Origin of the sequence: Gibbsiella quercinecans (assembly GCF_002291425.1) — a bacterium.
Taxonomy (GTDB): Bacteria; Pseudomonadota; Gammaproteobacteria; order Enterobacterales; family Enterobacteriaceae; genus Gibbsiella; species Gibbsiella quercinecans.
The window spans coordinates 3,971,453-3,988,715 of sequence record NZ_CP014136.1 but is presented as its reverse complement, the minus strand read 5'-3'; the positions used below and the strand labels follow the sequence as shown (position 1 = coordinate 3,988,715).

Here is a 17,263-nt window from a genome sequence, read left to right as displayed (position 1 = left end):
AAAAAATGATCAATTCATACAATAAATGGCAAGAGCCAGAAAACCATCTGCCTGTCCCTGGCTGGGACACGCCGCCCCAGCCAATCCCTGATAATGAAATCACGCAAATTGTCGAAAGCGATGTTGTCATCATCGGTGCGGGCTGCGCCGGTTTGTTTGCCGCCCATTCAGCAGCGGAACACGGGCTGAAAGTCGCCGTAGTCGAAAAATTCTCCACCTTCTCTGCCCGAGGGATGGACAACGGCGCCGTCAATAGCAAACTGCAACTTCAATCCGGCAAAGAGATTGATGAAGACCTGATTTTTGCCGATCTCATCCGTTTCGCCAATAACAAAGTGCATCCTGAACTGTTGTCTATATGGGTACGTCAAAGCGGCCGGGTATTCGATCACTACATCGATCTGTGTGAAGCCAACGGCATGAAAATCGCTCTCGCCGATGCGTTTAGCGTGGCCAAACAGTATCCGGACCTTTACCGCCAATACCCGACGGCGCATATTTTTGCACGTGCGGACCAGAAGATCAGTACGGGGAATGAATATATCCCTACCCAGCAGGCATTTCTCGGCTTTATCGAGGATCAGTGTAAAAAACTGGGGGTGGCCTTCTACTACAACGTCGCCAGCGAGCAAATTGTGCGTGAAGACAATGGCCGGGTAAGCGGCGTAATCGGCCAAACACAGGATGGGCACGCTGTGAAATTCACGGCGGCCAAAGCCGTGATATTGGCCAGCGGCGGATACTCTGAAAACCAAGCGATGATCGATGCCTGGTGCCCAATCATCAATAAAGCCGAAATCAAAACCTATAATCCCCAGGGCGGCAATGCAGGTGAAACGTTGGCCCAGGCCTTGTGGATAGGCGCCGGCCTGCAAAACTGGCCGCATCCGGTGATGCTGCATACCATTCCCGGTTTTCATGTTGATTTGATGTGCGGCAACCAATCGTTCATGCACGTTAACCAGTTTGGCAAACGCTTCCAAAGTGAATCGTTGCCTAACCAGAGCCTGGTTAACGGCCGCTTCCGCCAACCCAATCAGCTGGCGTGGGCGATTTTCGACGCCAGATATGAGAGCGATCATCAAACATTCCAGAGCGGCTTTGACGGCCCGGTGACCGAGCCCATTGACGTGCTGAACGCCCATGCCGACAAAGGCCGCCTCTACCGGGCCGATACGCTGGAAGCGCTGGCGCAACAGATAGGCGTACCCGTCGATAACTTCGTCGCAACCTGCAAACGATACAGCGAAATGGCGCATAGCGGTAAAGACACGGACTTTAACAAAGAACCCTATCTGATGTTCCCCATCGAACAGCCACCCTATTACGCCGTGCCGATCCGCTCCCACCTGCTCGTAACCGTGGGGGGCCTTGATTGCGATCCCGACATGCAGGTGCTTGATATCAGCGGCAACAAAATCCCAGGGCTTTATGCGGCTGGCAACATACAGGGTAATTTTTTCGCCAGCGAATACCCTCTCATGGCGCCAGGGTTAAGCCACGGCCGCGCTATCACCTTGAGCTATGTGCTGGGCGAACAGTTGGCGAAACAATAAGCCATCCCCCCCGGCCTCTGGGGGGGTAAAACAACACGCATTGTGAACTGGCCCTATCCAACAACCGCGCCGCATTAATAATTAATGATAGCGCGCGGGTACCAGGAGTAATCAGTATGAGTGCTCACCACACGTCACAACAATCGCCTTATCCATCAATACGCTGGGCAATACTCGCCGGATGCTGCCTGGCCGGCGTATCTTTCCAGCTTGCCGCTATGTCTTACGCGCCATTATTTGGCGTCATCGCCAAGGATTTGGGGATCGCGTTTCCCGAAGCGGTGCAGTTGATGACCTATTTTATGCTGTTTTCTAACCTCTCCTTCTTTATCAGCGGCCCCTTTATTGACCGATTCACCCCAGCAATATCGATTATCGTCAGTATTATCCTGTCATTTGTGCCAACACTGGCGACGCTATGGGTTGGCAATTCCTACGCCAGCGTGGCCATTATTCGCATTCTGCAAGGGTGTGCCGTCGGTTTTTGTATGGCGGCAACGGTGCCGCTGATAATGCAATGGTTCCCGGGAAAACAGAGGGCGTTTGCATTAGGGATCACCGGTGCGTTTATTCCTCTCGGCGCCATGTTGAGCGTTGTGATTGCACCAGTGATCTACACCTTGTTGGGTAATTGGAAATTATCCATGGCGGCCATCTCGCTTTTTGCACTGGTTTCGCTAATTTATTGCCTGATTATTTTTAGCATCGCCAGAAATAAGGCACCATTACTGATGGATGAGGCGCCTGGCACCGACGAAATCGCTGACAATGCCCCCGGTGAAGGCTTATTCAAAGCGGCATTGCTTTCCCGATATACCTGGATTGGTATCGCGGCCACCTTCGCCGCCAACTGGGCCCTGCAGTCCGTCTTTAGCCTGACGCCCTCCTATTTTTCAGAACCCGAACCCATTGGTTTAGGACTAGGGCCCATCGCGGGCGGCAGCCTGACGGCCGTTTTACAGGTGGCCTCGGTGATTGCTCCCGTGGTCGGGGGATATATCGCCGGCAAATATTTCAATGGCCGGCCCGGAGGCATCATCATGGTCGCCATGGTATTGACCACCGTATACGGCGCGATTCAATTCCAGCAAGTTTATCGTCAGGAAGCGATTTTGATGTTGTGCCTGATTCTGCCGGGCTTCGGTATCGGTATGCTGATGCCAATGCTACAGGCTAAAATAGCGGAATCTTACGATCATCGCATCGTTGGACGCATGAATGGGCTGTGGCTGGGCATAGGTTCATTCGGGGGAACCGTCGGCCTGTTCGTCTCGGCAAAGGCACTGGCCGCCACGGGTAATTATATTAGCATTATCAATATTATTGCGTTGGTCGCGCTCATCGGATTAATCCTTTCGCTCTTCCTGAATCGCCGCAAAGAGCAAAAAGAGAGCCATCCTACGCTGGAAGCAAACAAAAATTGAAACCAGAGGCAGTCCTCTGCGGGGGCGGAATACTGCCGGTGTGACTAAAGGCCAGAGAAAACATATGTATCATTCACTGCTGTTGTTTGCCTTTATCACATTGGCGATGAATCTGCGGGCGCCGCTGACATCATTGCCATCAGTGATTGAGTTCATTAAGACCGATCTGCATATTAATTCAGGCCTGGCGGGATTACTGACGACGATTCCAGTATTGTGCTTCGGCGCACTGGCGCCCGTCGCGTCAGCGATCATTGCGCGCGTAGGTATCGAGAAGGCCATTTATGTCACCCTGTTCGGCGTGACGCTGGGAACCTTGCTGCGTTCAGCTGATGGATTAAGCCTGGTTTTGGCGGGGACATTGCTCCTTGGCGCGGCCTTGACGCTTGGCAACATCGCCAGCCTGATGGTAATCGCCCGGGATTTCCAGCACCGCTCGAGCCTGATTACCGGGTTATATGTCATGTCGATGAGCATCGGCGCCATGTTGACCGCCGCGTTGACAGCGCCGTTAGCCGCGGTGATCGGCTGGCGCGCCGCGCTGGCCGTTTGGAGCGGGCTGGCCGTACTGGCCATCATGCTATGGCTGGCGGCCAACCATGTTAAGCATTCCTCACCGGCGGCCATGCAGCCGCCCTTCTCTTCTTCCCAACGGGAGGCCGTTGAGCAAACGCCGTCCCAGCGGGCAAGCGCAGAGCAAGTATGGCGCCGCCCGGTGGTCTGGTTACTGGCCATCGCATTTTCAGCACACACATTCCTGTTTTACGCCATGACCGCCTGGCTGCCGGACTATTTGAAACACGCCGCAAATATGAATACCAGCGGCGCAGGTATGGCGGCCTCACTGTTTCAGATCCTCGGTATCCTCGGCTGCTTTGGCATCCCCTGGCTGGGTTCGGCCGCGCATTTTTCCAAGGCTACGCGCTTTCTTATCGTGGGCCTGGCGTGGTTTTGTATGCCGGCCGGGCTGTTGGCTTATCCCGGCCTGTGGCCGCTATGGATAATTTGCGGCGGGATCGGCGCCGGAGGCGGCTTTCTGGTGGTCTTCACGTTGGTCATCGACATCGCCGGCAATTTGGATGAAAACCGCCGAATTTCCTCTTTTGTGCAAGGCGTTGGCTACATCGTGGCCTCAACCGGGCCGATTGTGGTCGGGATGATCCATCAATTGAGCGGCGGTTGGCATGGCGGATTCATTCTACTGGCCTCGATTGCCTTACTGATGTGCCTTAGCGGAACCAGGGCGGCGAAATCTCAACGCAGGTAAATAGCCGGCGCCAGGCCGATGAACGCTATGACCCGGGTTGCAGGTAACGCCGTTATCCTTTTAGCGGCCCGGCGGTATAGCCAAGGACCCTCTCAAATGGCATTCAGATCGACATCATCCGTATATTCCAGGCTGGAAATCTCCTTGGTTATCGGCTGGCCGCAGATAACGCGCTTTCGTTCAGTATCGAATGTTAACGTGGCGGGGCCGGCGATTTCCCACCCATTGTTCAGCAGTTTGGTAATCCGTTGGCAAAACTCAGCATCATCTGGCCCGGTGATATATCGGTAAGCTTTCATTCTGTGACCTCCATTTTTCGTCGGTGCCGTGGTTAAGGGCCGGCCCAACCTGAATAAAAAACGAACACGGTTCAGAATAAGCATCCTGTTGTTGCCGTCAACATCTGCTTCATCGCCGGCAGCGGCAAAGTGCATATTGACGGGCAACGGCTGATTTATTTTGCTTACGGGCGCCCGCGTTAAAATGCCGCCAGATGGCTATTGCGAATATCCGTCACCACCATATGGCCCGGGGCGTGGGTAATCGCAAACGGCAGGCCGGCGGAACGAATGGCTTCCTGCGGCGTAACGCCGCATGCCCAAAATACCGGGATTTCACCCGAGTTAATCAGCGAACGGCCACCGAAATCAGGCGCGTCGATATCGCTAATGCCGATCAGGGCAGGATCCCCCAGATGCACCGGCGCACCGTGCACATCAGGAAAACGCGAGGTAACCTGCACCGCACGAATGGCCTGCGCTGGCGTCATTGGGCGCATGCTCACCACCATGTTACCGGCAAAATCGCCTGCCCGGCCATTGGCAATATTGGTGATATACATCGGCACATTGGTGCCCTGTTCGATATGGCGGATCGGGATCCCGGCGTCCAGTAATGCATCTTCAAATGAATAGGAACAACCAATAACAAAACCGACTAAATCGTCACGCCAGACATCGTGCAGATTTTCCACCTCGGCGACGCGTTTGCCATCATGGAACACATAATAGGAAGGGAAATCGGTTTTGATATCAACATCCCCAAGCTCCGGTACTTTGCTGTTACCCGGTTCCGTCATGCCGATCACCGGGCAGGATTTAAGGTTAAGCCGGGCAAAGCGTAAAAACGCATCAGCATATTTGTGCGGCAAAACCGCCAGATTACCCTGGGTATATCCAGGGCACTGCCCGGCCGTTGGGACAGTAAAACGCCGTTGCCGAACGGCCTGACGGAACTCCGCCGGATTATGCCAAATCGTAGCCATTATCATCACCTGATAATCAATTATGGGAAGCCTTATTCTTTTGCAGCTACGGCGTGATGTCTAACCAGAAATAATCACGATGGCTGTTTAATATTTATAGACAATGCCTGCACCAATATTGTGCCATTGCACAACAGCAGCCTTATTTATTTCATTGTTTATGCCAAGATGCCGCCAATAATAAAGATATTACGTATCAACGCCTGGGCGGGGAGTAGATAAAACCCCGCTTAACCATAATATTCCGCCAATGAATCAAGCAGGCGGGCGCGTTCAGTCCGCAACGCCTGCGCGTGATGAAGATCGCACCAGGTAAAATGGATCGTCTCCCCGGGCAGACGCTGGGCCAACAGGGGTAAATCGACGCTGATGACATGCGCGATTTTGGGGTATCCGCCGGTGGTCTGACGATCGGCCATCAACAGAATCGGCTGGCCGCTGGGGGGCACCTGGAGAGTGCCGAAGGCAACGGCTTCTGAAAGTAGCTCCAGCGGTTCGCGCAGCGGCAACGCGGCGCCGCTCAACCGATAGCCCATGCGCTCCGACGCGCTGGAGATCTGGTAATCCTTTTCCGTCAGCGCCTGCTGGGCTTGTTCGGTAAAATAGCGCCATTCCCGCCCGGGGATCACCCGGATCGGCGCGGCCGCCAACAGATCGACCCGCAGGCTACGCGGCAGCGGTAAGCGCGGCAATGCATTTTTGAACGAAGACGGAATCGCAATACGATCCCCGGCCTGTAACGGGCGGCCGGCCATGCCGCCAAAACCGCCGTGGCGATAGGTACTGCAACTGCCCAATACCGGCGGGATCAGATAGCCGCCATGTACCGCAATATAGGCGCGCGCGCCGGATATTCGCTGGCCAAAGCGCAATATGCTGCCGGCTTCCACCCGCACCGCAACGCCGGGTTGTATCGCCCGCCCATCCAGCGTGGCGGAAAGATCGGCCCCGGCGATCGCCATCAGGCAACGCGACTGGAACAACAGCTCCGGCCCGACCAGGGTGACTTCCAGCGTGCTGCAACTGCCGGGGTTCCCCACCAGCAGATTGGCCACGGTGTGGCTCACCTCATCCATCGGCCCACTGACAGGAATGCCTAAATGCTGATGCCCATAGCGCCCCGAATCGTGAAGGGTGGTGCATAAACCCGGTTTAATAACCTGAATACTCATCGCTGCGCTTCCTGTGCCATGGCATAAAACGTCGGTTCATCGATCGCCACAAACCGCACGCGATCGGCATTACGGAATAAACATGGTTCTTCCCTGTCAGTCGCAAACACGGTTAACGGCGTCCGGCCAATAATGTTCCAGCCGCCAGGCAAATCCATCGGATAAATAACCGATTGCCGATTCGCGATGCCAATGCTGCCTTGCCGCACCTGCGTCCGTGGCGTCGCGCGTCGCGGGGGGTTCAGCGTGCTATCCAACATGCCGATATAAGCATGCCCCGGGGCAAACCCCAGCATCAGCACATCCAGCCAGTGTGCGGTATGTTTTTCAATTAAGGCCGCCGGCGACAAGCCGCAAAGCGCCGCCGTTTGAGCAAGATCGGGCCCGAACGCACCACCGTAACAGACCGGAATGTCGATTTGCCGCGGCGGCTGAAGCGTCGCCGAGAAAGGCGCCTGCAAAACTGCAATAATCTGCCGGCAGAGCGCCTTATAGGGCGAGCTTTCGCCCTCGCCACAGCGGATCCGTTCAGGCAGGTAGTGAACCCCAACCGTCACCATAGCCGGGACGATATCCAAAACGCCGATTAGCTTGCCGGCCTGTTTCGCCGCGGTTAGCATGGCCGCGGCGTTGGCGGCCTGATGATTAGCCTCGGGGCAAAATATTGAAGAAAATTCGAGAATGACGCAGCTGTCGCCGGAAGCAACAATACCGCCGCCAGCCCAAGGGAACTCCGCCGAAGCATCGGGCATAAAAGAAAAATCGTTATCATGTTTAAACATAATCAAAACCTGATGACAAAATAAAAAAGATCCCCTTCCCCTGGCATTCACCGTAGCCGCGAAAACATCAGTAAAAAAGCAGGCAAAGTGGATATCATTCTCTTACTCCAGGAACCATAAAACGCTTTGTTATTATTTGAATAGACTGGTTATGATGTCTATCGCAGAATAATCTGAGTATCTGTTCAGCTAAATTTAACCGTTATGGCACTCATCATGGGCAAATTTACCGGCCATAGCATTCATTGCACCAACCAGAGGCATGAATGAACACGCGATTTGTTGAGACTTTTGTATTGTTAGCCCATATCGGCAGTGTCCGTCAGGTTGCCAAACGCTTATATTCCACGCCAGGAGCAATCTCTATGCGTGTAAAAAAGCTGGAAGCGGAACTGAATGTCGTGCTGTTTAACTGGGATCATAAAACCCTGCAATTATCCCCCGATGGTTTACGGCTATTGCCCTATGCCGAACGTTTGCTGGAATCGACGCAGCAACTGGAGCGCATGGCTAAATCCCCCAGCAGAGAAAAAAGCAAAATACGTATCGGTATTATTGAAACCGTCGTACATACGTTCCTGCCAGAATTTATGAAAGAGATGAACCGCATGATGGCGGACGTTACTCTCGATCTGTCGGTCGAACTCACCACTAACCTGAAAGAACAATTAATGCGGCGCGACATTGATTTATTGATTCGGGTTAAAGACGACGAAAGTAATAATCCGTTTGCCATCACCCGGCCGATCGCCGAATTGCCCATACACTGGATCGCTCATCCCCGGCTTATCCCCACGCATGATCTTGTCCGCAACATTTTAAGTCAACAGCTCCTGACCCAAATGCGCGGTTCAGTGCCTTATGAATCCGCGGTCGCCGTCGCCCAACAACTGGCATCGGCACACGGCCTGCTCCCCAGCGAATTACGCATTTCCGGCACACCTTCGCTGGCCACGCTGGTGGCGCTGGTGCGCGAAGGCGTCGGGGTGGCGATCATGCCCGGGATCTTGGTTAAAGAGCCGCTGGAACATCACGCATTACAGGAGCTGGCGTTACCGGGTTCCCCGCCGTTCCAACTTGCGATTTCCTACATGAAAAACGCCTCCCCGCTGATCGCCGATGTGGCAAACATCGCGCATAACGTCTGCCGAAATTACTGCCAGCGGCAGGGGGAACACTGGATAAAATTTATCGAGTAACCCGCATCAACGGCGCCGCTGGCCCGGTGTTGTCTTGTGCCCGAATTCGGGGCGCCATGTTATATCCAACGCTGGCCGCCAGTAACACGGCATGCCCACATGCCGGGATGCACCTATTATTTCAACACATCATTGTGCGTGTCACGCATACGCAGCAGGGTGAACAGGCTACAGAATGCGGCGAACGCCATAAAGAAGCCCGGCATCAACAACATACCGGTTTTATTGATCAACGCAGTGACCAGATACGGAGTGATACCGCCACCGAGGATCGCCCCGATATTAATACTGATCGCCATCGCGGTATAACGTACCGACGTCGGGAATTGCTCGGCATACGTTGGGTAGCCCACGGACTGAATAATCGGCATCGGCAGTGTTGCAATCAACATCGCTAGCGCAGCAATCCAAATATTGTGGCTGTCCATTAACAACATCATCGGAATAACGATCACTACATAACCAATAAAACCGGTTAATAATAATTTACGCCGCCCCAGCCGGTCGGATAGCCCGCCCCAAAACGGCATCATCGCCGCCACGCATAATCCCAGTGCCGCCATCAACCAAAACACATGGCTCTTTTCATATCCCAGATAGGTGGTGAGATAAATATTCATAAATATCACCCCAATCCAGTAGCCGGCATTTTGCCCAAAGGTCAGCATAATCACCCGAAACAACGCCGAAGAGTGCTCGCGCAATACCGACATAAAGGGCGTATGCACCACTTTTTTATTGCCGGAGATAAACCTTTTGAATGCCGGCGTTTCCTCCACCTGATGACGAACATGGACAGAAAACAGCACCAGCGGCAACGTCAACAGAAATGGAATACGCCACCCCCAGGCCTGCAATTGCTGCGGATCAAGAATCGTGGTGACCAGGCCACAAATAATTGCCGCCAGCGCGCCGCCCAATGCCACGCCAACCGGGGTAAATGAGCCATAAAACCCCCGCCGCCCGGTGGGCGATGATTCAGCAACAAACGCCGCCGCGCCAATAATCTCCCCGCCGGCAAAAAAACCCTGTATCAGGCGTAAACAAACCAGAAGTATCGGCGCCGCAATGCCGATGGAAGCGGTCACCGGCAACATGCCGATCGCCGCCGTCGCCCCGCCCATGCCAATCACGGTTAACAACAACACCTTCCGCCGCCCCACGCGATCGCCAATACGCCCCAGCAAAATACCGCCCAACGGCCGGATAAAGAAGGCGCTGCCGAACACCGCCAGAATAGACAACAATGCCGCCGCAGGATTATCTCCGGGGAAAAACAGCGGCCCGATAATCACCGCCATAAACCCATAAATACCAAACTCATAATATTCAATCGCGGTACCGGTCATGGAAGCTATCGCCGCACGTTTTGCGATCCGTATTGAGGCCGGATCAGGCACTGAGGCCTGGCGTATATCAGTAAAATCAGACTCTAGTTCATATGACATATATCACCCGTCTGGTTGTCTGCTAAGGATGAACAGCGCTGACATCATGCTCGCTGCCCGCAAAGCTAGTTCTCAATTAGCTACCCTAAATAAATGCAAGGGCGGGACCAGACTGACCAATCAGGAAAATGTTTTGTATATCAAATAACTGATAAACAAACGCGATGAGTCAACCACCGATAAGGCGATAAAAAGGCGGAACTGATGGCAAAAATCGCATCAGGCGGTAGAAAATACATATTTCCACCCGCGGTGATAAAGAAATAAAGTAATAATCAATACCCGTAATCCCCAGCCAGGTGCAAATCACCGATTATTTTCACCGTACTGGTGCAGCAATATTTTTGACAAGTTAGGGTATAAAGTCAGCCAATTCAATATTGCCAAAACGGGGAAAATAGAGGGTGCAATGGGGGAAATAAAAAATGCAGCGAACTACGGGGAAATTAAAAGACGCCATTAAAACACGGCGGCGGCTTTATTATTCACAAGCCGCCGCGATGTTATCAGCAGAGAATTACTGTTTTTTCGTCGCCTCATAGCGAGCGCGGTTTTCTTCATTCGGCGGGTAAAGCCCCGGCAATGCGGCGCCCGCGTTAACTTCGGCCATGATCCAGCTTTCAAGGCGCTCCTGCTCAACGGCCAGTTCGACGATGTCGTCCAACAACGCGGCAGGGATCACAACCGCGCCGTCCTGGTCGGCGACGATAACGTCATCCGGGAAAACGGCAACACCGCCACAACCGATGGGCTGCTGCCAGTCAACGAAGGTCAACCCGGCTACCGAAGGCGGCGCGGCGGCACCGCGTGCCCACACCGATAGACCGGTTTCCAGTACACCGGCCCGATCGCGAACGACGCCATCGCTGACCAGCGCGGCAACGCCGCGTTTAGCCATCCGCGCGCACAGAATATCGCCCCAGAACCCGGCGTCCTGTACGCCGTTGGCATCAACCACCGCGATACAGCCTTCCGGCATCAGTTCAATCGCCGCACGCGTCGACTTCGGGGAACTCCAGGATTCCGGCGTCGCCAAATCCTCACGGGCGGGAATAAAACGGACGGTGAAAGCACGCCCGATGGTGCGAGGCAAACCGGATTTGAGGGGGAACGCCCCACGGATCCAGACGTTGCGCAGCCCCTTCTTCAATAACAGTGTGGTCAGCGTAGCCGTCGTAATATTGGCCAGCGTAGCGAACGCCGCTGCGTCTTTAGACAAGGTCATATGCCATCTCCTGTAAGCCGGTGGAATACCGCACCGGCCGTTAGATATTATTGATTAAGCCGCCATCAACCCGCAGGGTAGTACCGGTGATGTAAGCCGCCCGATCGCTGGCCAGAAAGGCCACCGCATCGGCATACTCTTCCGGGCGGCCGTAACGGCCTAACGGAATGGTGGCGGTGCTTGCGGCTTCCACATCGGCCAGCTCCCGCCCTTCGCGTTTCGCCCGGGCGCCATCAAGAAAACGGGTCCGCGCCGTAGCAATACGGCCTGGTACGATAATATTCGCGGTAACCCCTTGCGCCGCCACATCGCGCGCCAGCGTTTTAGACCAGCCGAGCAGAGAAATCCGCGTCGCATTCGATAACCCCAGGTTGGCAATCGGTGTGATCACCCCGGAGGAGGTGCTGGTGATAATCCGGCCCCATCCACGTTCACGCATCCCCGGCAGCAGCATATCGGTAATGCCGATAACCGGGATAATCATGGATTCAAAGGCGTTGCGCCAGATGGCGCTGTCATGCCCGAAAGCCGGCCCCGGCTGCGGGCCACCGGTATTGTTAATCAGGATATCGATGCCGCCGACGCGCTCCAGCAGCGCCGCAATGCCAGCGCGCCATTGCGCCTCATCGCTTAAGTCCCAGCTAAAAACATGGGCGGTGCCCTGCTGGGCACGCACTTTTTCTGCCGTTTCCGCCAGCGCCGCTTCATTTTTATCGGCCAGGCAAACCGTCACGCCTTCATTTGCCAGCGCCAACGCAATCGCGCTGCCCAGCCCGCCGCCGGCGCTCATCACCAGCGCGCGTTTCCCCGCGATGCCTAAATCCATCTGCCTTCCCCTTATTGATTCAGTTGGCTGCACGCCTGATGAATACGCTCGCAGGCGCGTTCAAGTTTCTCTGTCGATGTGGCGAAAGAGATACGGAAATGGCCCTCGTAGCCGAAAGCGCTGCCGGGCACCACCGCAACCTGCGCCTGTTCGAGCAGATAACGGCAAACATCCAGATCGTTTTGCAGCAGGACGCCATTCGGCGTGGTACGGCCGAACAGGCCGCGGCAGGACGGAAACAGGTAAAAAGCCCCTTCCGGGCGCAGACAGGATAATCCCGGCGTCGCATTAAAACTGGCCAGGCACAAGTCGCGGCGCTGGCGGAATATCTCATTACGCGGCGCGAGAAAATCCATGGGGCCGTCAAGCGCCGCCAAGGCGGCTGCCTGTGCAATCGAGCAGGGGTTACTGGTGCTTTGTGACTGAATCGTCGCCATGGCGGCAATCAGTTTTTTCGGGCCGCCGGCATAGCCAATGCGCCAGCCGGTCATCGCATAGGCTTTGGAAACGCCATTGACCGTCAGCGTGCGTTCGCGCAACGCCGGAACCTCTGCGGCGATATTGGCAAATTTCCAGCCGTCGTAGCACAGGTGCTCATACATATCGTCGGATAAGACATACACCTGCGGATGCGCCAGCAACACCTCACCCAAGTGGCGTAAATCATCAGCGCTGTAACCGGCGCCCGTCGGGTTGCCCGGCGAATTGAGAATCAGCCATTTGGTTCGCGGCGTAATCGCCTGGTGCAACTGTTCCGGTTTTAACTTGAACCCTTGCTCTGCACCGCAACTAACGCTGACCGGTGTTCCCCCCGCCAGCCGCACCATATCCGGATAGGAAACCCAGTACGGCGCCGGAATAATGACTTCATCACCGGGATCCAGCGTCGCCAGCATGGCGTTGAAAATAATTTGTTTACCGCCGGTACCGACGCTGATCTCAGATCGCTCATAGACCAGCGCATTATCGCGTTCGAATTTACGCGCAACGGCCGCTTTCAGTTCGGGCGTGCCATCGACATCGGTGTATTTTGTTAACCCCTGATCGATCGCTTCACGTGCCGCGGCATTAATATGCTCCGGCGTTGGGAAGTCCGGTTCGCCTTGCGACAAACTGATAACGTCAATGCCATTTCGCCGCATTTCCGCTGCCTGCCGGGTTATCGCCAGCGTGGCAGAGGGCTTAACTGAATCCAGCAGGTGCCCCAGCAATTGCATACCCATCCCCCTTGATTTAGACCTGAACTTCATCGTAGGGCTTGATAAGCAATAATAAAATCAATATATTTTTGATAAATACTCAAATAAAATCTATCAATGATCCGAGAACTGAAAACGCTACTCGCCGTCGCGCGTGAAGGCACCTTTGCCGCCGCCGGTAAAAAAATCGGCCTGACCCAGGCGGCAATCAGCGCCCAGATGCAACGGCTGGAGGCCGGGCTGGGCTTTCCCCTTTTTGAGCGCAAGGGGCGCTCAGCACATCTGAACCCCATGGGTGAACAGGTGCTGCGCCAGGCGCAAGCGCTGTTGGAGCTCTATGATCATCTTGGCTCAGTTCCCCCGCCGGATACCGGTAGCCGCCTGGTTAATATTGGTGCAATCGCCTCGGTACAATGCGCGTTGTTACCCGCCGTGCTGGCAAAATTTCATCAAAGCTATCCGGGATGCCGTTCACGCGTAGTGCCGGGGCTATCGATGGAACTGGCTAATCTTGTCGATGCCGGCGAGCTGGATATCGCGGCGATTATTCGTCCCCCTTTTTCATTGCACAGCGATCTGCAGTGGTCAACGCTGGCAAGCGAGCCGTTCCGCCTGCTGGTGCCCCATTCCATTCCCGGCGACGATTGGGTTGAATTACTGAGTAGCCAGCCGTTCGTGCGTTATAACCGCACGTCGTTTGGCGGCCGCCAGGTTGATCGTTTCCTCCGGGAAATGCACCTGTCGGTGCACGAGATCTGTGAAGTTGACGAACTGGATGCCATTGTCCAATTGGTGGCGCATGGCGTTGGCACGGCACTGGTGCCGCAAACGCTCACCTATCAACGCTGGCCGGCGACCATTCGGGTGATGGATCTGGGTCAACATACCTTTCACCGCGATATCGGCCTGATCTACCGTGCTGGGCTGGAACTGAACGAACCGCTAGCCACGCTGAAACAGCTGATTACCACCTATACGCACGTGCAATACCACCGCACGGTTCAGCCGGCCGCCGGAAAAAAATAGGGCGCGGATTAGCCGCTGCCGGGAAAAACCCCGCACCCGGCAGCAGCAGATAGCGTTAGCCACGGCTTGTAATATTTACCGCTCGTGATTACTATTTTTCATCAAAAATGGAATCCTCCCCTGCAAATGAACATTTTTATTAATGAATGGGGTCGTCATGATACGAGAGCTCAAAACCTTTGTCGCCGTAACGCAATTCGGTACTTTTGCCGCGGCTGGGCAACATATCGGCCTGACGCAATCCGCAGTCAGCGCCCAGATTCGCTCGCTGGAAGAGGCGCTGGGTATGCAGCTCTTTGATCGTTCAGGGCGCACCGCGCAGTTGAATACCGCCGGCAACCGGGCGTTACCCATGGCGGAAGAGATTCTGGCTATTTTTGCCCGCATGTCGCAGCCGGAAGATCTGGATCGCTATCGCGGCGCCATTAAGATTGGCGCGATTGCCACCGTTCAGACCGGCCTGCTGCCGAAGATGCTGGTGCAACTGCATCGGCAGGCGCCTGCGCTGGAAATGAAGCTGCTGCCCGGCGTTTCATTTGATTTATTAACGCAAGTGGATGCCGGGCATATTGATTTGGCGATTGCCCTAAAGCCTTCCTTTGCGTTAAGCAAAGATCTGTATTACGAAACGCTCAAGCAGGAGCCTTTTGTACTGATTACACCGCCCGATCTGGCGGGCGATAACCCGTTGGCAATCATCCGGGAAAAGCCGTTCATCCGTTATGACCGCACGTCTTTCGGTGGGCGGTTAGTCACGCGTTTTTTACGCGAACAACGGCTGGAGCCAAATCAGGTGCTGGAAATTGACGAAATTGACGCCATCGTCAAGATGGTGGAAAACAATTTGGGCGTAGCCTTGGTGCCACAGGCAGGGCTATGGCACGAACGCGAAAACCACGTGCGAATAGTGCCGCTGGGCGATCTCACCTTTTGCCGCCAACTGATCGTCGCAACGCGCCAGGCCGATCAGCATAAGCCCTTACATCAGATGATTATCCAGTGCCTGCACCACTATGCTAAACAATGATTCTGTTTTACCGCGGTAAAAAAGCGGTTATCGTATTGCGTGGCAATTATAAAAACAGCTCAGCAACCTCCTTCCAGTTCTCCACGCGCGGGAACCCTGTTACAGCGATATTGTGCGGGGCACTGAATAAAATGCCTTTCCCGCTAAAGCCCGCAAAATGCCGGGCGTTATCGTCTATCAGATAATCCGCCTGTAAGATGCCCTTGTAACCACAGAAAACAATATGCAAGGGATCAATAAAAGGAAAGTGCTCGTTGAGCCAGCGGAATTTTGCATTAAATGACAGCGGAAATTCCATCGCCGCCGTGGTAATGAACACATCATGTTTCAGTACCATGCGCCGCAGCGTTTCCTGGCTGCCTTGCATGACAGGCAAATCGGCAAAGAAATCAGGCTCCCCGATCATCTGGTTAATGTCTTCACGCAGATCGGGCCGTAGTTGCTGAATCGTCTGCCCTTTCAGCTGCTCCAGCGTTAATGTTTCACTAAAACGATGATTAAAGGCCGCCACCATTTTCACATTGAAGTCTGCGATGACTTCATCCATATCGACTGCAATCCGCGCCATCTCGCCCCCCCGCTCGTACCTCGTTCAGTATCACTACACGCGATAAACGCCTGTAACGGATTCACTGGCGGCCAAAGGTTACCCCCAATGATATCTCTACGCAGGCGACTTATTTTTGTGATATTGGGTTTTAAAGCCACACTTTTATGGCAATAAATCGCAAATTCACAACATACTGATTGCGATTTAATCCAGCAAATCCCAAAATAAAAAATGCTGGCAGGATCACAGATCCGTGGTGAACGCACATGATTTTCCTAGCGACAGGCGGCGGCAGAACGCTATGGTTGATTAGCATCGTGGATGAAAAACCAAACCCGGCCCGCTTGAATTATCGGTTTCATCACGCATTCCATTGATATAAGGAATATCGGCATGTCGTTAAGTTCTGCCCAGCAAAGGCGCCATTATCTGGCCGAAGTGCTGCTCACCGAAGGAAGTGTCCGCGTGGGGACTCTGGCCGAGCGCTTTAGCGTCTCGACGGAAACCATCCGCAAAGATTTGATCGAACTTGAGAAGCAAGGGATCGTCAAAAAAAATCATGGGCGGGCGGTGCCCACCAGCCATTTTCTGGAGATAGAGCAGCCTTTCGATAAGAAAAATAATGAAAACCAAAAAATAAAAAATAAGCTGGCCCAGGCGGCGCTGGCGCTTGTGCCCGCAGGCGGCGTGATCGTGCTGGATACGGGCAGCACCGTATATAGCCTTGCCAGGCTGCTTGCACTGAAGAAGAACCTGAAGATCTTCACCAATTCATTAAACAGCGCACAGATTTTGGCTTCCAGCAGCAATGAGGTCTATCTGCTGGGCGGCAAATTAAGAAGCACCAGCATGGGTGCGGTGGGCGGTTGGGGTGTCAGTGAGATCAACAGCATACGGGCAGACCTTGCCTTTCTGGGAACAGACGGATTCTCCGGCACCACAGGCCCCTGCACCGCATCCTATGAAGAAGCCGAACTGAAAAAAGCCATGGTTGACTGTGCCAGAGTCAGCGTGGTGGTCAGCGACAGCAGCAAATTTGCTATTGCCGGCCTGTTTAAATTCAGTGAATGGCGCACGCTTGATCATCTGGTGACCGATAACAAAGCCCCTGCCCCCGCGCTACGGCAGCTTGAAGAATATCTGAACGTGATACAGGTTGCCGTATGAGCCACAAGGGTTATCCGCCCGGCGCAACACGCGTTGAACATACCGGGCTGGCGCTGCCAGCGGTTCGCGCCAGACCAGTTCAGGAACAGGTGGCTTCGCACCTCAAATGTAAGTCTGGCTTTGTATAAAAT

The 17,263-nt window shown here is 54.4% G+C and carries 16 protein-coding genes; 7 read left to right on the top strand and 9 right to left on the bottom strand.

The annotated features are described in order from the left end of the window. Positions 1-5: 5 nt before the first annotated feature. The 3 genes from ACN28Q_RS18335 (at position 6) to ACN28Q_RS18325 (ending at position 4,247) form a co-directional block, all read left to right on the top strand. On the top strand, positions 6-1,556 hold the full coding sequence (locus tag ACN28Q_RS18335) for an FAD-dependent oxidoreductase (RefSeq protein WP_095847655.1): 1,551 nt from the start codon (positions 6-8) through the stop codon (positions 1,554-1,556). A 116-nt stretch (positions 1,557-1,672) separates the two neighbouring features. Continuing rightward, positions 1,673-2,980, top strand: a complete 1,308-nt coding sequence (locus tag ACN28Q_RS18330; protein WP_095847654.1) for an MFS transporter — start codon at positions 1,673-1,675, stop codon at positions 2,978-2,980. A 64-nt stretch (positions 2,981-3,044) separates the two neighbouring features. Continuing rightward, positions 3,045-4,247, top strand: coding sequence for an MFS transporter (locus ACN28Q_RS18325; RefSeq protein ID WP_095847653.1), 1,203 nt, complete (start codon positions 3,045-3,047; stop codon positions 4,245-4,247). 92 nt (positions 4,248-4,339) lie between these two features. Here the strand turns inward: ACN28Q_RS18325 and ACN28Q_RS18320 are convergent, their stop codons facing one another. The 4 genes from ACN28Q_RS18320 to pxpB form a co-directional block, all read right to left on the bottom strand. Beyond that, on the bottom strand, positions 4,340-4,546 hold the full coding sequence (locus ACN28Q_RS18320) for a DUF1737 domain-containing protein (RefSeq protein ID WP_095847652.1): 207 nt from the start codon (positions 4,544-4,546) through the stop codon (positions 4,340-4,342). A 179-nt stretch (positions 4,547-4,725) separates the two neighbouring features. Beyond that, entirely contained in the window at positions 4,726-5,511 is a 786-nt protein-coding gene (locus tag ACN28Q_RS18315) for a putative hydro-lyase (protein ID WP_095847651.1), read from the bottom strand. A gap of 230 nt (positions 5,512-5,741) precedes the next feature. Next, the gene (locus tag ACN28Q_RS18310) at positions 5,742-6,683 is read right to left on the bottom strand and encodes a 5-oxoprolinase subunit C family protein (RefSeq protein WP_095847650.1); all 942 of its coding nucleotides are present in this window, start codon (positions 6,681-6,683) and stop codon (positions 5,742-5,744) included. Then, a complete protein-coding gene (pxpB, locus tag ACN28Q_RS18305) occupies positions 6,680-7,516 on the bottom strand; it encodes a 5-oxoprolinase subunit PxpB (RefSeq protein ID WP_230469442.1) in 837 nt (278 codons plus the stop codon). The genes ACN28Q_RS18310 and pxpB overlap by 4 nt, the downstream gene beginning before the upstream one ends. A gap of 215 nt (positions 7,517-7,731) precedes the next feature. Here pxpB and ACN28Q_RS18300 point away from each other — a divergent pair, with 215 nt between their 5' ends. Further along, positions 7,732-8,664 (top strand): LysR family transcriptional regulator, encoded by a 933-nt coding sequence (locus tag ACN28Q_RS18300; protein ID WP_095847649.1) that lies wholly within the window; start codon positions 7,732-7,734, stop codon positions 8,662-8,664. Between the two features lie 116 nt (positions 8,665-8,780). Here the strand turns inward: ACN28Q_RS18300 and ACN28Q_RS18295 are convergent, their stop codons facing one another. From ACN28Q_RS18295 to ACN28Q_RS18280, 4 genes are all read right to left on the bottom strand, one after another. Further along, on the bottom strand, positions 8,781-10,013 hold the full coding sequence (locus ACN28Q_RS18295) for an MFS transporter (RefSeq protein WP_230469441.1): 1,233 nt from the start codon (positions 10,011-10,013) through the stop codon (positions 8,781-8,783). 616 nt (positions 10,014-10,629) lie between these two features. Beyond that, positions 10,630-11,337, bottom strand: coding sequence for a ribonuclease activity regulator RraA (locus tag ACN28Q_RS18290; RefSeq protein WP_095847647.1), 708 nt, complete (start codon positions 11,335-11,337; stop codon positions 10,630-10,632). A 40-nt stretch (positions 11,338-11,377) separates the two neighbouring features. After that, positions 11,378-12,163: an SDR family oxidoreductase gene (locus tag ACN28Q_RS18285; RefSeq protein ID WP_095847646.1), complete on the bottom strand. Its 786-nt coding sequence runs from the start codon at positions 12,161-12,163 to the stop codon at positions 11,378-11,380. Positions 12,164-12,174: 11 nt separating this feature from the next. Next, entirely contained in the window at positions 12,175-13,386 is a 1,212-nt protein-coding gene (locus ACN28Q_RS18280) for a pyridoxal phosphate-dependent aminotransferase (RefSeq protein ID WP_413541196.1), read from the bottom strand. Positions 13,387-13,479: 93 nt separating this feature from the next. Here ACN28Q_RS18280 and ACN28Q_RS18275 point away from each other — a divergent pair, with 93 nt between their 5' ends. Both ACN28Q_RS18275 and ACN28Q_RS18270 read left to right on the top strand, forming a co-directional pair. Next, entirely contained in the window at positions 13,480-14,388 is a 909-nt protein-coding gene (locus ACN28Q_RS18275) for a LysR family transcriptional regulator (protein ID WP_095847644.1), read from the top strand. 157 nt (positions 14,389-14,545) lie between these two features. Then, complete coding sequence (locus ACN28Q_RS18270) at positions 14,546-15,415, top strand: LysR family transcriptional regulator (RefSeq protein ID WP_095847643.1); 870 nt, start codon at positions 14,546-14,548, stop codon at positions 15,413-15,415. A 46-nt stretch (positions 15,416-15,461) separates the two neighbouring features. Here the strand turns inward: ACN28Q_RS18270 and ACN28Q_RS18265 are convergent, their stop codons facing one another. Then, positions 15,462-15,962 carry a 5' nucleotidase, NT5C type gene (locus ACN28Q_RS18265; protein ID WP_329957322.1) on the bottom strand — a complete coding sequence of 167 codons (501 nt, stop codon included), beginning with the start codon at positions 15,960-15,962 and terminating at the stop codon, positions 15,462-15,464. A gap of 396 nt (positions 15,963-16,358) precedes the next feature. On the opposite strand from ACN28Q_RS18265, the gene ACN28Q_RS18260 reads away from it, so the two are divergent. Beyond that, a complete protein-coding gene (locus ACN28Q_RS18260) occupies positions 16,359-17,132 on the top strand; it encodes a DeoR/GlpR family DNA-binding transcription regulator (RefSeq protein WP_095847641.1) in 774 nt (257 codons plus the stop codon). Positions 17,133-17,263 lie beyond the last annotated feature (131 nt).

What these genes read in the sequence shown, in the direction of transcription:
- ACN28Q_RS18335 (WP_095847655.1), top strand. Translation starts at nt 6, where the DNA reads ATGATCAATTCATACAATAAATGGCAAGAGCCAGAAAACCATCTGCCT.
- ACN28Q_RS18330 (WP_095847654.1), top strand. Translation starts at nt 1,673, where the DNA reads ATGAGTGCTCACCACACGTCACAACAATCGCCTTATCCATCAATACGC.
- ACN28Q_RS18325 (WP_095847653.1), top strand. Translation starts at nt 3,045, where the DNA reads ATGTATCATTCACTGCTGTTGTTTGCCTTTATCACATTGGCGATGAAT.
- ACN28Q_RS18320 (WP_095847652.1), bottom strand. Translation starts at nt 4,546, where the DNA reads ATGAAAGCTTACCGATATATCACCGGGCCAGATGATGCTGAGTTTTGC.
- ACN28Q_RS18315 (WP_095847651.1), bottom strand. Translation starts at nt 5,511, where the DNA reads ATGGCTACGATTTGGCATAATCCGGCGGAGTTCCGTCAGGCCGTTCGG.
- ACN28Q_RS18310 (WP_095847650.1), bottom strand. Translation starts at nt 6,683, where the DNA reads ATGAGTATTCAGGTTATTAAACCGGGTTTATGCACCACCCTTCACGAT.
- ACN28Q_RS18300 (WP_095847649.1), top strand. Translation starts at nt 7,732, where the DNA reads ATGAACACGCGATTTGTTGAGACTTTTGTATTGTTAGCCCATATCGGC.
- ACN28Q_RS18295 (WP_230469441.1), bottom strand. Translation starts at nt 10,013, where the DNA reads ATGACCGGTACCGCGATTGAATATTATGAGTTTGGTATTTATGGGTTT.
- ACN28Q_RS18290 (WP_095847647.1), bottom strand. Translation starts at nt 11,337, where the DNA reads ATGACCTTGTCTAAAGACGCAGCGGCGTTCGCTACGCTGGCCAATATT.
- ACN28Q_RS18285 (WP_095847646.1), bottom strand. Translation starts at nt 12,163, where the DNA reads ATGGATTTAGGCATCGCGGGGAAACGCGCGCTGGTGATGAGCGCCGGC.
- ACN28Q_RS18280 (WP_413541196.1), bottom strand. Translation starts at nt 13,386, where the DNA reads ATGGGTATGCAATTGCTGGGGCACCTGCTGGATTCAGTTAAGCCCTCT.
- ACN28Q_RS18275 (WP_095847644.1), top strand. Translation starts at nt 13,480, where the DNA reads ATGATCCGAGAACTGAAAACGCTACTCGCCGTCGCGCGTGAAGGCACC.
- ACN28Q_RS18270 (WP_095847643.1), top strand. Translation starts at nt 14,546, where the DNA reads ATGATACGAGAGCTCAAAACCTTTGTCGCCGTAACGCAATTCGGTACT.
- ACN28Q_RS18265 (WP_329957322.1), bottom strand. Translation starts at nt 15,962, where the DNA reads ATGGATGAAGTCATCGCAGACTTCAATGTGAAAATGGTGGCGGCCTTT.
- ACN28Q_RS18260 (WP_095847641.1), top strand. Translation starts at nt 16,359, where the DNA reads ATGTCGTTAAGTTCTGCCCAGCAAAGGCGCCATTATCTGGCCGAAGTG.